Raw genomic sequence first — 13314 nt, 5'->3', positions numbered from 1 at the left:
CGCGGCCAACGGTCATCACCGCACGCCGACCTAGGGGACCTTCTCCTCTGCCCCTGCGGCTTTCACATGACCGATCGTTGAACGAGCAGGAACGGAAAGGATTTTGCGATGTCTGAACTCATCGATTCGGTCGCGCGACGGATTTCGCGACCCCGTGGTCGTGGCACTCTCGCCGCTGTCGGGGCGATCGCCGCGGCCCTGTTGTCGATCGGCGCTCTCACGGCAGCCCCGGGGCACGCGACCGGCACCGTGACGGATCTGAGCCTCACCGCGGGCACACCAGGCTGGAGTTTCGGCGCCACGACCCGGGTCGGCACGAACTGCACCTACACCCTGACCGCCGATGTGAGCGACTATCACGACGTCACCTTCCGCGACACCACAGGCGCGTCCGTCTTCTCTCCGAGCACCACGATCCAACCGACCTTCGACGTCCACACCCTGACCGGCCAGGCAACAGTCAGCTGGACCCCGACGCAACCCGGATCGCACCACCTCTACATCGAGCAGTATCCCAATGGCTCTGCGGCGGCGGATGTTCTGGTGGGAACCGGAATCAACACCGGCTCCGCCTGCCTCGTGCTGCCCTGAACACGGTCGGCCCGCTCCGGGACCCATATCGGGTATCAGCGGGACCTTCGCCCCTGTGGCGGACGGCACCGGCAAGCCAGTCTGGATGGACGACATTCGCAGACATATCGAGGCGATGGCAATGACATCCGAATCGGATCCCGTCGACTTCCGGACACCTCAGGGTGCGGATTACGGACAATCGGAATGGACGACCGGCGAAAAGGAGTGGGCGCGAAAGAAAGTGGAGCGCAAGCACAAACTGCGTCTCGACGTGATCTCCTACGTCGTGGTGAACCTGTTCCTCGTCGGCGTCTGGGCGGCCACGGGATCCGGATACTTCTGGCCCGGCTGGGTGATCGCCGGATGGGGAGTCCTGTTGCTGCTCGACGCGATCTCCGTCTACACCCATCGCCCGGTGACCACCGCGGAGATCGAACGCGAACTGCGCGGCCGCGGCTAGCGAACCACGCCGGCCTCACCAATGTCCGCAGGCTCGCGAGCAGATCATGGTTGCGGGCCGGTCAGGCACTGGCGTGGAGCATGTCCGCACGTTCGACAACCTTGACCCGTTCACGATTCTGCTGCTCGCCCAGGGCGCGCTCGTGCGCGTCCAGGCGGCGCCAGCCCGCCCACGTCGTGAACGAAATACCCTTGTGCGCCAGCCAATCGAGAACGCGCCCGGAGTCCGGGTATCGCGGCGGAGGCAGCGAGGGTAGGTCGTCGAGCAGGCAGGCGACGGTCTCGTTGGCGTCGCCCTTGGTGTGGCCGATGAGGCCGACCGGGCCACGCTTGATCCAGCCGGTCACATAGATCCCGGGCAGAGGCCGGCCGGCGCCCTCATATCGATCGTCGATCAGAACCCGACCCGCGGCGTTGGGGACGGTGCCGGTCGCCTCGTCGAACGGCAGGCACGGGACCGGTCGCGATCGGTACCCGATCGCCCGGTACACCGCTTCGATCCCCCAATCCCGGTATACACCCGAGGGTTTCACGTCTCCGGTGCCGTCGAGCAGCATGCGCTCGGTGCGCAGGCCCACGACCTTGCCGTTCTCGCCCAGGATTTCCGAGGGGTTCTCGAAGAAGTGCAGGAACAGCTTGTGCGGGCGGTTGCCCACATCGCGAATGGCCCACTGCTCCAACGTGTTGCAGACCATGTCGACCTGCTTGGAGTGCCGCCGCGCGGCCTCGGAGCCCTCGTCGTAGTCGATGTCCTCGGGATCGACGATGACCTCGATGGTCGGCGAGTGGTCGAGCTCGCGCAGCTCGAGCGGGGTGAACTTGGCCTGCGCGGGACCGCGGCGGCCGAACACGTGCACCTCGAGGGCCTTGTTGGCCTTCAGGCCGTCGTAAACGTTGGGCGGGATCTCGGTCGGCAACAGCTCGTCACCGGTCTTGGCCAGCACGCGCGCCACATCCAGGGCGACATTGCCGACACCGAGCACGGCGACCTTCTCCGCCTCCAGCGGCCAGGTGCGCGGCACGTCCGGGTGCCCGTCGTACCAGGACACGAAGTCCGCCGCGCCGTAGGAGCCGTCCAGATCGATGCCCGGAACCTCCAGGGCGCGGTCGGCATTGGCGCCGGTGGAGAAGATGACCGCGTCGTAGAACTGACGCAGATCCTCGAGGGTGATGTCGGTGCCGTAGTCGATATTGCCGAGCAGGCGCACCGAGTCCTTGTCCAGGACCTTGTGCAGCGCGGTGATGATGCCCTTGATGCGCGGGTGGTCGGGCGCGACGCCGTAGCGGATCAGGCCGAAGGGCGCGGGCATGCGCTCGTAGAGGTCGATGCTCACCCCGCCGAAACCGGTGGGGGCATCGGACTTCATCAAGGCGTCGGCGGCGTAAATACCGGCCGGTCCTGCGCCCACGATCGCAATGCGGGCGGGTCTGTCGTTGCGGGCGGGACTATCGGGTCGGTTCATGGCCGGTACGCCTCGACGAACTTCGTGTCCACGCCCAGCTCCCCGATTCTCGCCGCACCACCGGGATCGCCGAGCGGCTCGACCCGACCGGGCAACGGCTCGGCGAAGAATCGGGCGTTCTCGATGACGAATTCCCTTTGTTCCTCGGGGATCTCGTCCTCGAAATGGATGGCCTCGACCGGGCAGACGGGCTCACATGCTCCGCAGTCGACGCATTCGGTGGGATGGATATAGGCCATCCGCCCGCCGGTGTAGATGCAGTCCACCGGGCACTCTTCCACGCAGGCTTTGTCCATGACGTCGACGCAGGCCGCGCCGATGACGAAAGTCACGGTGGTCTCCTCAGTTCTCGATCATGTCGGCGAATTCGCCGACACTGTCGGCAGTTTCGCCGAGAGCGGCCAGGATCTCGTAGCGCAGTCGCGCGAATTCGGGTTCGAAGCGCGCACCGGGCGCGCGGGGTTCGCTGACGGTGACCAACCGCTGGATCCGGGCCGGCCGGGCGCTCAGCAGCACGATGCGGTCGGCCAACAGCAGCGCCTCGTCGACGTCGTGGGTGACGAAAACGATGGTGGTGCGTCGGCTCTGCCACACGGCGATGAGCAGCCGCTGCATGTCGGCGCGGGTCTGAGCGTCGAGCGCGCCGAACGGTTCGTCCATCAGCAGCACGCGCGGCTGGGTCGCCAGGGTGCGCGCCAACTGGACCCGCTGGCGCATGCCGCCGGACAGAGCGATGGGCAGATGGTCGCCGTAGCCGTTCAAGCCGACTTGATCCAGCAGGTCCAGAGCCTCGGCGCGACGCCGATGGCGCGGCACGCCGCGCAGTTTCAGCGCGAACTCGATGTTCTTGATCGCGGTGCGCCACGGCAGCAGCGCATCCTCCTGAAACACCATGGCGCACTGCTCCGCCCCCGAACCGACCACCCGCCCATCGACCATGGCGGTGCCCTCTGCGGGTGTGATCAGTCCCGAAAGTGCCCGCAGCAGTGTCGATTTGCCGCATCCGGAAGGTCCCAGCAGCACCACGATCTCACCGGATTCGATGCTCAGATCGACCTCCGCGACCGGATCGCCGCCGTAGATGATCCGCACGTCGTGCAACCGCACCGCCGCCCCGTTCGGCGCTGTGTCGCGGGCCGGGGCGCTCATCGGGCAGCCCTCGGCAGCCAGCGATTGACGCGTCGTCCGGCCAGTTCGACCAGGGCGGACGTCGCCCAGCCGAGCGCGCCGATGGTGAGCATGCCGACGACGACGGCCGGATAGTCCAGCAAGCCGTAGGACTGCCAGGTGGCATAGCCGATGCCGAACTGTCCGGAGATCATTTCCGCGCTGATCACGCAGATCCAGGCCACGCCCATGGCCACCGACAGGCCGGAGAAGATGCCGGGCAGCGCGCCGGGCAACACGATTCGGAACAGAATGTCGAAGCGGCTCGCGCCCAGGGTGCGGGCCGCCTCCTCCCAGACCCGGGGCAGCGCGTGCACTGCGTGGATGGTGCTGACCGCGACCGGGAAGAACGCCGCGAAGAAGGTGATGAACACGATGCCCTGCTCACCGGTCGGGAACAGCAGAATAGCCAACGGCACCAGCGCGATCGCCGGAATCGGACGCGTCACCTCGATGATCGGGCGGATCAGCAACGCCGCGATCCGGGAGCGCCCGATGGCCATGCCGACGAGCACCCCGGTCACCGTCGCCAGACCGAACCCGACCAAGATGCGACGGGTACTCGAGGCGATATTGCGGTAGTAGTCGGCCGAACCAGCCTGTGCACGCAGGGAATCGAACACTTCCACCGGCGTCGGCACTTTGTCGAAGCGCAGCCACAGCACTACGTGATTGGCGGTGAGCAGTTGCCACAGCAGCGCCAGCGCCAGCAGCGGCAACAGAGTGAGCGCGGTCGAACGGACGCGCCGCGGCACGCGGGGCATCGCGAACCAGCCGCTCACCCGGGCGGGCGCACCGACCGCATCCGGAATCGTCTGGAGCGTGGGGGTTTCCATCGATGTGGTCATGTCGGACCTCCTGGTCGGGGTCAGCGCGCCGCGAGGGCCGCCTTGTAGTCGAGGATTGAGCTACCGGGGTGCGTGCCCAGGTAACGGTCGGCGTCGGGTTTCACCGCGAAGGGCAGCAGACGCTGGTCGGCGGGCGCGCCCGGATCACTGACCCAGACCGCTTCGGCCGCGAACAGCCGCAGCCCGGTGTCGGCTGCCGGGACGTAGGCGACACGCACCTGCGCATTGGACTGCGCGATCTGCCGCAGCAGGCAGGCCGGGGTCCGGGCGACGGAGGTGGTGTCCTTGCCGGTGAACCACACCTCCGACGCGGTTGCCGGGTCCTGCACTGTCCCACCGCAAACCGGGTCGGGGCCGGACAATTTGCTGGGCGCGGAGGTATCGGCGCTGCGGACGTCGTAGTCGGACCCGTACAAGGTGCGCACGTACCGGTCGTTCACGAACTGGTTCAGGTCGAGGTCACCGACCGCGCCGAGCCCTTTCAGGAACGGCAGCAGTTTACCGAGCGCGTCGACCAACGGAGCCTTGATAGTGGGGTCGAAATGCACCAGCCCGTTGGGCCCGTTGTAGAGGTAGACGACCTCGACCGGAATGCCGGTCAGCTCCGCCACTTTCTTCGCGGCCTCCAAAGGATTGGCGTTGAGGTAGTCGGTGGTTTCGCGTTGCGCCGCGAGAAAGGCCGCCACCACGTCCGGATGCTGTTGATCGAAGCGCTGATCGGCCACCACCGCGTGCATGGTCGCGATATCGGTGCTGCCGCCGTCGTAGAGCAAGCGAGCCTTGCCCTGGAACACCAGCGATTGCGGCCACGGCACGAACTGGGCCAGTGCCGCTGCCTGCCCGCTGGTCAGCGCCGACGCGCCGACCGGTGGATCCTGGCCCAGTAGCCTCACATCGCCCAGGGACATACCCGCCGAGGTCAACCCGGTGGACAGCATGCCGTGCGCGGCGGATCCGATGCTGGTGGACACCACCTGACCTTTGAGATCGGCGAGCGTGGTGGCCGACGAATCCACCGGCACCACCACTTGATTGAGCGATCCGCGCAGGTTGTAGCCGGTGATCGCGATGAGTTCGGAGCGCACGTCGGCGTGGTCGCGGGTCTTGGAGCCGTTGACCAGAACCGGGGCGTCGCCCATGGAGCCGATGTCTACCTGCCCGGCGAGCATGGCAGCGGTCAGAGGCGGACCGGAGGCGAAGTCCTTCCACTCCACCTTGTACTTCACGCCTTTGGCCTTGCCCAGGTCGGCGAGCTTCGCTTCGAAAGTACCGCGGTCGCGCAGCAGGGTGCCGACCGTGACGGTGTTGATGGTCTTGGACTGGTAGCCGATATTCACGGTGACGGTGGAGCTGTCACCGGAACCGCACGCGGACAACAGGGTGGCCGCCAGAGCGGCACCGACCAGCAGGACCGAGGTGCGCAGCGCACGGGTGGTTCTCATCGCAATCTCATCCCTCGGACTCAGCGCAGCAGATACGGGATGTTCACGGTGACCGCGTTGACCGGGCAACGCGCGGCGCACGGTCCGCAGTACCAGCATTCGTCGACATGCATGTACGCCTTGCCGCTGTCGGGGTGGATCGCGAGCGAGTCCAGCGGGCACATGTCGACGCACAGCGTGCAGCCGACGATGCATTTGGCTTCGTCGACGCTGACCGGTACATCGACGCGAGTGTTTGCCTGAGCCATCAGATTTCCTTCCGGGTGGGTTCGATTGCGGCACTGTCATTTCCGGCACCGGCGATGCCGATGCGCGCGAAAGCGCGGACGTCTGCGTCCGGGTCCTCGAGCGCGGTGTGGAGGGCATCGGTGACCTCACGGCGAGCGGGGATGTTCTCGGCGAGGCCGCGCACGGCGGCCTTGCGCACATCGAGGTTGACGTCGGCGATTACCGGGATCAGGTGGGCGGCGGCGAAATCCGGTGCGGCCACCGACAGCGCGATGGCCGCGCCTTGACGCACCTGCCAGGCCGGATCGGTGAGCGCGGCGGCGGCCTGCGCGGCGGCGACCGGATCGCAGCCGGTGTGTGCCAGGCCGGTGAGGGCGGCGGCGCGGACCAGTGGTTCCGGATCGGCGGCCAAGGTCAAGAGTGTGTCGGCACCGCGCGGATCACCCATGGCGGCAATGCCTTTCGCTACGGCGATGCGTACCAGCGACTGCGGATCGGTCGCGGCGTCGCCGAGTTCACGCAGGGCGTCGAATGAGGTGAGACCCCCCACGACCGCGAGCCGCACGCTCGGGTCCGGATCAGCCAGCAGGTTCACGAGTTCGGCCACGGTTACCCGTCGGTGCCGCCACAGCGCCTCCACGGCGGCCGCGCGCACCCCGGGCTCCCCTACGGTGGCCCGCTCACGCAGGATTGTCTCGAATTCCGTTCCGGGAACCAGCACTTCGACCAGTTCGGTGAGCAGCCCGACCGCGGTGGCCCGCACAGCGGCGTCCGTGTCGGCCAGTCCGCCGGCGATGATCGGGGCGGCGGCGTCCCATTCCTCGGTGGTCTCGCTCAGCACCGACAGCGCGGTGCGACGCACCTCGGGATCCGGATCGTCGAGGAAGGAGCGCAACTCGTCGAGGTCCGGGCACTCCTCCGCGAGATCCATCAGCGCCAGCAGGCGACCACTCATCGCGCACCCCCGGCCGACACGGATACGGCATCGGACTGCACGGTCGCGGATCGACCGGAAGCCGAAGCGCTGATGGGGAAGTCCGCGGCCGAACCGCTACCGGCCACCCACCCCTGGCCGGCCGGAACCGGCAGCGGTTCGTCGGCCACTCCATCCGGGCGGATAAATCCGGGTACCGGCACGATGTAGGGCGCGACCGGGCGGGTACGGAAGGCCATCTCGCCGGCGTCATCGCGGTGGAGGTTGAGATGGCAGAACCATTCGGCGTCATCACGCGTCGGCCAATCGGCGCGCTGATGATAGAGCCCCCACCGGCTTTCGGTGCGGCGCAGTGAGGCACGCGCGGCCATCTCGGCGCAGTCGCGGATGAAACTCACCTCCGCGCACCGCATCAGCTCGTGCGGAGTCTGCGCGCCCATACGGTCGATCTCGCCGCGCATGCGCTCGAACGCCTCCACTCCCAAGGTCAAGTAGCGCTGGGTCTTGGGCGGTTGCAGGTAGTCGTTGACGAAGCGGCGCAGCTTGTATTCGACCTGCTGCTGCGGCGGTCCGTCGGGATTGAGCAGCGGCCGGTAGATCAACTCGTGGGCCGCCGTGATCTGATCGGAGGGCAGCGCCGGACGTGACGCGCTCCGGGCGAATCCGGCCGCTGATTCACCGGCGATATCGCCGTAGACGAAGGCTCCGATCATGTAGTTGTGCGGCACCAGCGCCATGTCCCCGGCCGCGTACAGTCCCGCCACGGTGGTCGCGGCATGCTCGTCCACCCATACCCCGGACGCGGAATGCCCGCTGCACAAACCGATTTCCGAGATGTGCATCTCGATGTCGCGGGTGCGGTAGTCGGTGCCGCGGCCGGCGTGGAAGGTGCCGCGGGTCGGCCGTTCGGTGGTGTGCAGAATGCCCTCGATCTCGCGGATCGTGGCGTCCGGCAGATGGCTGAGCTTGAGATAGATGGGGCCGCGGGCACTGTCGAGCTCGCGTTTCACCTCGGCCATCATCTGACCCGACCAGTAGTCGCAGTCCACGAACCGGTTGCCCTCGGCGTTGACCTGGTAACCGCCGAACGGGTTGGCGACGTAGGCGCAGGCCGGGCCGTTGTAGTCCTTGATGAGCGGGTTGATCTGGAAGCATTCGATGCCCGAGAGTTCCGCCCCCGCGTGATACGCCATGGCGTACCCGTCTCCCGCATTGGTCGGGTTCTCGTAGGTGCCGTACAGATATCCGCTCGCGGGCAGCCCCAGCCGACCGCACGCGCCCGCGGCCAGGATCACCGCACCGGCCGAGATGGTGAGGAATTCGCCTGTCCGCGTGTCGAATCCGACCGCACCGACCGCCACCCCCGCCACGGTGAGCACGCGGACCGGCATGACCCGGTTGGTGATGGTCACCTTCGAGCGCACGTCGCGGGCGCGCAGGGTGCGGTAGAGCACCTTCTTGACGTCGCGACCCTCCGGCATGGGCAACACGTAACTGCCGGAGCGGTGGACCTTGCGCACCGCGTATTCGTTGTGCTCGTCCTTCTCGAATTTGACGCCGTAGCTCTCGAGCCGCTGCACCATCTCGAAGCCACGGGTGGCGGTCTGGAAAATGGTGCGCTGGTTGACAATTCCGTCATTGGCGACGGTGATGTCGGCGACATAGTCCTGTGGCGTGGCCTTGCCGGGAACGACGGCGTTGTTGACCCCGTCCATGCCCATCGCCAGCGCGCCGGAATGGCGGACGTGTGCCTTCTCGAGCAACAGCACGCTCGCGCCGTGGCGGGCGGCGGTCAGTGCCGCCATGGTGCCCGCGGTGCCACCGCCGACGATCAGCACGTCACAGCTCAACTCCCGGCCTCCAGTGACCGGTGGGATGCCCATTGTCATGGTGTTTCAGCCTCTTTCGGTCGATGTGGTCGCGCCGCGATACGGCGTGACGGGTGTGCGGTGCAAGCGCCCCGACAGGGAGAAGCGGTCGCCGCGGAAACGCAGGTACTCGAGATCGACGGGGCGGCCCGAATCGGTGTAGGTGAGCCGTTCCAGCAGCAACAGCGGCGAACCCGGCCGGACCGCGAGCAGCCCCGCGACGGTGGGATCCGCCGTGACCGCCTCGATCGACACCGCGGCCGAGCCCAGCGGCAGGCCCAATTCCCGTTCCAGCAGGCCGAAGACATCGCATCCGGCCAGATCCATCGCCAGCAGCGGGGTGCCCACATCGGCGGTGAGGTAGCTGGCGTCCAGCGACAGCGGTTCGCCGTCCAGGTAGCGGACGCGTTCGAGTGCCACCACCGGGGCGCCGGGTTCGAGTTCCAGCCGTTCGGCCACGATCGGGGTGGCGGGCACGACCTCGGCGAGCAGCACCTGATTCACGATGCGGTCGCTGCCGGTCTCGAAGCTCTCGGCCAGCCCGCGCAGTCGATCCAGCCCCTGAACCGCCTTGTCCGAGACCACGAATGTGCCCGCACCGGGCACCCGGTCGATGAGGCCCTCGTCGCGCAGCAATGCCAGGGCATCGCGCACGATATTGCGGCTGGCGCTGAAATCGGCCGCCAATTGCGCCTCGGACGGCAGCGGCCGGTCGCCGTACACGCCGCTGCGGATGCGGGCGCGCAGAATGTCGCGGACGCGGCGAGCCGGTGCGCTGCGGCGTCCACCGCTCAGGTCCGCCGTGGCGGCCGACCGTGTGTGGGGTCTGGCTGTCATGCGGCACATGCTCCGAACGGTTCGTTACGGAGAACCTGTCCTGCAATTACCGCTCAGTTACGCCACTTCTGGTTCCAAGGCCAGGGCCGCCAGCTGCGGAAACGGTCGACCGGCGCGAAGTATTGCCAGCCCGGTTCAGCGGTTGGATCCAGGAAGCCGTCGGCGACCCGCAGCTGTGGGGCACGACCGGAGGCGAAGCGCGCGGACACATTGAAGTATTGGCTTTTCAATTTGTACGCGCGGGGCATCGCCGCACGGTTACCGTCGGAGCGGCACTCAGGTGCCGGCACTGACAGCTCCAACGGGAAAGTACAGATGAGGCACATGAATTGGGCCGCCGCGACGGTGGCCATGCTGGCGATTCCGGTCGTCGCGGCGGCATCGGCGTCGGCCACGGTCGACGACGTGAATCTGACGCAGGTCGACACCGGCATCGGCGGGTGTGAGGGGGCGGGCAATACCTGCACGATCTTCGTGGACACCAGCGGGGCGGATGCCCTGGCACCGGTCACTATCACCTTGGACGGGCAGAACGTCGGCACGTTCACCCCGCAAGCCGGATCCAAGGCCGGTACCGGGATCATCCAGTACGTCTATCGCTCGAAGCTTCCCGAGGGCATCTACAGCCTCACCGCCACACAGGGTTCGTCGACGAAGTCCATGCTGGTGCAGAACTGTGGCAACCAGCCGACCGGCAGTTCCACCGCCTCGGCCCAATGCACCGGCAATGAGATCCTCGGCACCCTGATGTTGCCGCTGATCATCCTCACCGGCTCCGGGCACACACAGCTCTGACCGAGCGGACGGGACAGCGGGGGCGCCCGCCCCGAATCGGGGTGGGCGCCGCTCAATAGGACTTCGGCAGTCCGAGCGTGTGGTGGGCGACACGGTTGAGGATCATCTCGCGGGTGATGGGAACGGTTTTGAACAGGCGGACGAATTCGTACATGTTGGATAACGCGACCGCGCGGGTGAAGCCGCTGCCGCCATGGACTTCGATGGCCTGGTCGACGCAGCGGATGGCGGCGTCGGCCGCGAGGAATTTGGCCATGTTGCCGGTTTCGCCGGGGTCGGTTCCGGCGTCGTAGTCGGCGGCGGCGCGCTGGGTCATCAGCCTGGCCGCCTCGAGCGCGATCTTGGCTTCGGCCAAGGGATGTGCGATGCCCTGGTGCGCTCCGATCGGCACGTCCCAGACCTTTCGCTCCCGGGCGTAGGCGACCGCCTTGTCCATGGCGTAGCGCGCGATGCCGTTGCAGATGGCGGCGATGATGACCCGCTCGGGGTTCATCCCGTCGAACGCGACACGCAGACCGTTGCCCTCCCCGCCCACCAGGCGATCCGCGGAGACCGGCACATTGTCGAAATAGACGGTGAACGACTTCTCGGTGATCTCGAACGACATCGGGATGCGGTGCATGTCGATGCCGGGCGCGTCCCGATCCACGATGAACAGCGAAAGCTGCGCTCCCCCTGCCGAATTGGTGCCGGTGCGGGTGACGACGAGCAGTGCGTCGACCTGATCGGCGCCGGTGATGAAGGTCTTCTGCCCCGTGATGTAGTACGTGTCGCCGTCGCGGCGCGCGGTCGTGGTGAGGTGATGGGAATTCGACCCGGCGTCGGGTTCGGTGATCGCGAAGGCGATCTTGCCGGTTCCGGCCGCCATCGGCGCGAGCCATCGCCGCTTCTGGGCGGTGCTGGCGTGGCGGGCGAGCAGACTGCCGACGATTCCGGGCGAGATCATCAGCATGATCTGCGGGCATCCCGCCGCGGCCGCCTCCTCGGCGACAATGCTGATCGCGCTCAATCCCATTCCGCCGCCGCCGTATTCCTCCGGCAGGTTCACCCCGACGAAGCCGCCCGCGGCGAGCGCGTCCCACAGTTCCGTCGGCGGTTGCAATGTCTCACTGCAGCGGGTGTAGTACTCGTTGCCGAATTTGGCGACGATGCCGTGCACCGACGCGCGCAACTCGGCCACTTCCAGGTCGTTCAGCATTGCGGTCATCGGAAATCCATCCAGTGTCCGTGCGGGGTGAACCCCAGCAGGAACGGTATCTCGATGCGGCACACCGGCCCGGCCGCGATGTCGTGGGTATCGAAAATAACGTATTCGCCGAGGTTTTCGGTCCAGCGCGACACCGGAACCATCAGATACCCGTCGCCTTCGGGCGCGTCGGGCGTGCGCGGAACGAAGGTCGGCTCCATGACCAGCGCCGGCCGCTCGTGGCGCAGGCGGTATTCCTGCTCGTGCCCGGACTCGATGTCGCGCACGACCAGGCTGTGCATGCGCATGCCGTTCCCCCTGGCGTCCCCGCCGATGAGGTATCCCCACCGGTGTCCGCGGCCGTAGAACCGCTCGTCGACCTTCGGCAATTCGCACGGACGGTCGTCCAGGAGTTCGGATTTCACCGAGCCGGTGTCGAGATCCACGCTCCAGCGGCCGAGCGTGCTGCGGGCCAGGTTGAAGAACAGGGCGATGTCCTCGCCCTCGAACTTGTCGATGTCCAAGGGGAAGGGCGGGCGATCGAAGATCGGCGCGTCCAGGACCAGGGTGCTGCCGACGGTATTGGCCGACAGCGTGTGCATGATGTACTGCGGTTCGATTTCCGCTGTGATCCAACGGATCTCACCGTGCTCGACATCGTCGCGCGGCACCAACGCCAGCACCGTCGGCAGCTGCGGATCCCAGCCGTGGACCGGCAGATCCCGCGCCACGCGATCGGGGTCGAAGACGAAACCCTGGAACGGCAGGATGATCCACTCCGGCGTCAGCCACATGTCGTGCACTTCACTGGAATACGGCGCATCGGCCAAGTCCCGCGAGATCACGGTCCCGTCGGGCCGCACCACGTACACGGTCACGTAGGGCGCGTGATTGCTGTAGCTCCAGCCGTACAGCGTCCCGGTTGCGCTGTCCCACTTGGGATGTGCGGTGAAGGCGGCATCACCGAATCCGGCCTGCTCGAAGATCCCGCGGGCAAGCTGCGGCGACCACCCCACGATTCCACCGGTCTCCAGCGTGATCGGATCCAGCGCCACCGGTGGGCTGCCCTGCTCCCCCGAGGCCAGGATCTCGCCCGCGAACGGGAAGCAGTTGATATTGCTGGTGCCCTGCGGAACCCCGCGGGAGAACCGGTCTCGCCGCGCGGGACCGAATCCGATATTGCGCCAGTCGGTCCGGTCCCCGTCGCCCCAGTCGAACATGCCCTCGCCGTGCCGCTCTTCGAGCAAGTACTTCGGTGTTCTGACCCACCGGTTCCGGAAATCGGCGCGACCGTTCTCGAAGACCAGCCCCTGCACCATCCCGTCCATCGCGAGCAGCCCGTTGCCGCCCTGCCTGGTCGGCCGTTTGAACGTCGGACCGGCGCGATAGAAGCCGCCGCACAACTGTTTCGGGATCTCGCCGAAGGTCGTCACACAGTCCTCGACGGTGGCCTCGAACCGCATCGGTCGGAAGGCCCCGGTCAGCACCGCGGCACTGGGAATGCGTACCATCAA

Annotated in this window: 13 protein-coding genes and 1 pseudogene; 3 read left to right on the top strand and 11 right to left on the bottom strand. The window is 67.0% G+C overall.

The annotated features are described in order from the left end of the window. Positions 1-108 precede the first annotated feature (108 nt). Both GPX89_RS10185 and GPX89_RS10180 read left to right on the top strand, forming a co-directional pair. A complete protein-coding gene (locus GPX89_RS10185) occupies positions 109-591 on the top strand; it encodes a hypothetical protein (RefSeq protein WP_157387285.1) in 483 nt (160 codons plus the stop codon). 121 nt (positions 592-712) lie between these two features. Then, on the top strand, positions 713-1033 hold the full coding sequence (locus tag GPX89_RS10180) for a 2TM domain-containing protein (protein WP_157387284.1): 321 nt from the start codon (positions 713-715) through the stop codon (positions 1031-1033). A gap of 61 nt (positions 1034-1094) precedes the next feature. Here the strand turns inward: GPX89_RS10180 and GPX89_RS10175 are convergent, their stop codons facing one another. The 9 genes and pseudogenes from GPX89_RS10175 to GPX89_RS10135 all read right to left on the bottom strand — a co-directional run bounded on the left by GPX89_RS10175 (position 1095) and on the right by GPX89_RS10135 (position 10067). Further along, positions 1095-2495, bottom strand: a complete 1401-nt coding sequence (locus GPX89_RS10175; RefSeq protein ID WP_157387283.1) for an FAD-dependent oxidoreductase — start codon at positions 2493-2495, stop codon at positions 1095-1097. Next, positions 2492-2827 (bottom strand): ferredoxin, encoded by a 336-nt coding sequence (fdxA, locus tag GPX89_RS10170; protein ID WP_328601675.1) that lies wholly within the window; start codon positions 2825-2827, stop codon positions 2492-2494. The genes GPX89_RS10175 and fdxA overlap by 4 nt, the downstream gene beginning before the upstream one ends. 10 nt (positions 2828-2837) lie before the next feature. Continuing rightward, the gene (locus tag GPX89_RS10165; protein ID WP_157387282.1) at positions 2838-3644 is read right to left on the bottom strand and encodes an ABC transporter ATP-binding protein; all 807 of its coding nucleotides are present in this window, start codon (positions 3642-3644) and stop codon (positions 2838-2840) included. Beyond that, positions 3641-4510, bottom strand: a complete 870-nt coding sequence (locus GPX89_RS10160) for an ABC transporter permease (RefSeq protein ID WP_407939369.1) — start codon at positions 4508-4510, stop codon at positions 3641-3643. Before GPX89_RS10160 ends, GPX89_RS10165 begins: the two co-directional genes overlap by 4 nt. A gap of 20 nt (positions 4511-4530) precedes the next feature. Further along, on the bottom strand, positions 4531-5952 hold the full coding sequence (locus tag GPX89_RS10155) for an ABC transporter substrate-binding protein (protein WP_235947036.1): 1422 nt from the start codon (positions 5950-5952) through the stop codon (positions 4531-4533). A gap of 20 nt (positions 5953-5972) precedes the next feature. Then, positions 5973-6200: a 4Fe-4S dicluster domain-containing protein gene (locus tag GPX89_RS10150; RefSeq protein ID WP_157387281.1), complete on the bottom strand. Its 228-nt coding sequence runs from the start codon at positions 6198-6200 to the stop codon at positions 5973-5975. After that, positions 6200-8997, bottom strand: a pseudogene (locus GPX89_RS46215) (fumarate reductase/succinate dehydrogenase flavoprotein subunit). The gene GPX89_RS10150 and the pseudogene GPX89_RS46215 overlap by 1 nt, the downstream one beginning before the upstream one ends. Positions 8998-9009: 12 nt before the next feature. Beyond that, positions 9010-9819 (bottom strand): GntR family transcriptional regulator, encoded by an 810-nt coding sequence (locus GPX89_RS10140; protein ID WP_157387280.1) that lies wholly within the window; start codon positions 9817-9819, stop codon positions 9010-9012. Between the two features lie 53 nt (positions 9820-9872). Then, on the bottom strand, positions 9873-10067 hold the full coding sequence (locus GPX89_RS10135; RefSeq protein ID WP_157387279.1) for a hypothetical protein: 195 nt from the start codon (positions 10065-10067) through the stop codon (positions 9873-9875). A gap of 67 nt (positions 10068-10134) precedes the next feature. Here GPX89_RS10135 and GPX89_RS10130 point away from each other — a divergent pair, with 67 nt between their 5' ends. Then, entirely contained in the window at positions 10135-10614 is a 480-nt protein-coding gene (locus GPX89_RS10130) for a hypothetical protein (protein WP_157387278.1), read from the top strand. A 52-nt stretch (positions 10615-10666) separates the two neighbouring features. On the opposite strand, the gene GPX89_RS10125 is transcribed toward GPX89_RS10130, so the two are convergent. Together GPX89_RS10125 and GPX89_RS10120 are read right to left on the bottom strand one after the other, a co-directional pair. Beyond that, positions 10667-11821: an acyl-CoA dehydrogenase family protein gene (locus tag GPX89_RS10125; RefSeq protein WP_157387277.1), complete on the bottom strand. Its 1155-nt coding sequence runs from the start codon at positions 11819-11821 to the stop codon at positions 10667-10669. After that, positions 11818-13311: a carotenoid oxygenase family protein gene (locus GPX89_RS10120; protein ID WP_198347357.1), complete on the bottom strand. Its 1494-nt coding sequence runs from the start codon at positions 13309-13311 to the stop codon at positions 11818-11820. The genes GPX89_RS10125 and GPX89_RS10120 overlap by 4 nt, the downstream gene beginning before the upstream one ends. Positions 13312-13314 lie beyond the last annotated feature (3 nt).

Origin of the sequence: Nocardia terrae, assembly GCF_009760405.1 — a bacterium.
Taxonomy (GTDB): domain Bacteria; phylum Actinomycetota; class Actinomycetes; order Mycobacteriales; family Mycobacteriaceae; genus Nocardia; species Nocardia terrae.
The sequence above is the reverse complement of the archived record's forward strand: the minus strand, read 5'-3'. Positions and strand labels throughout refer to the sequence as shown.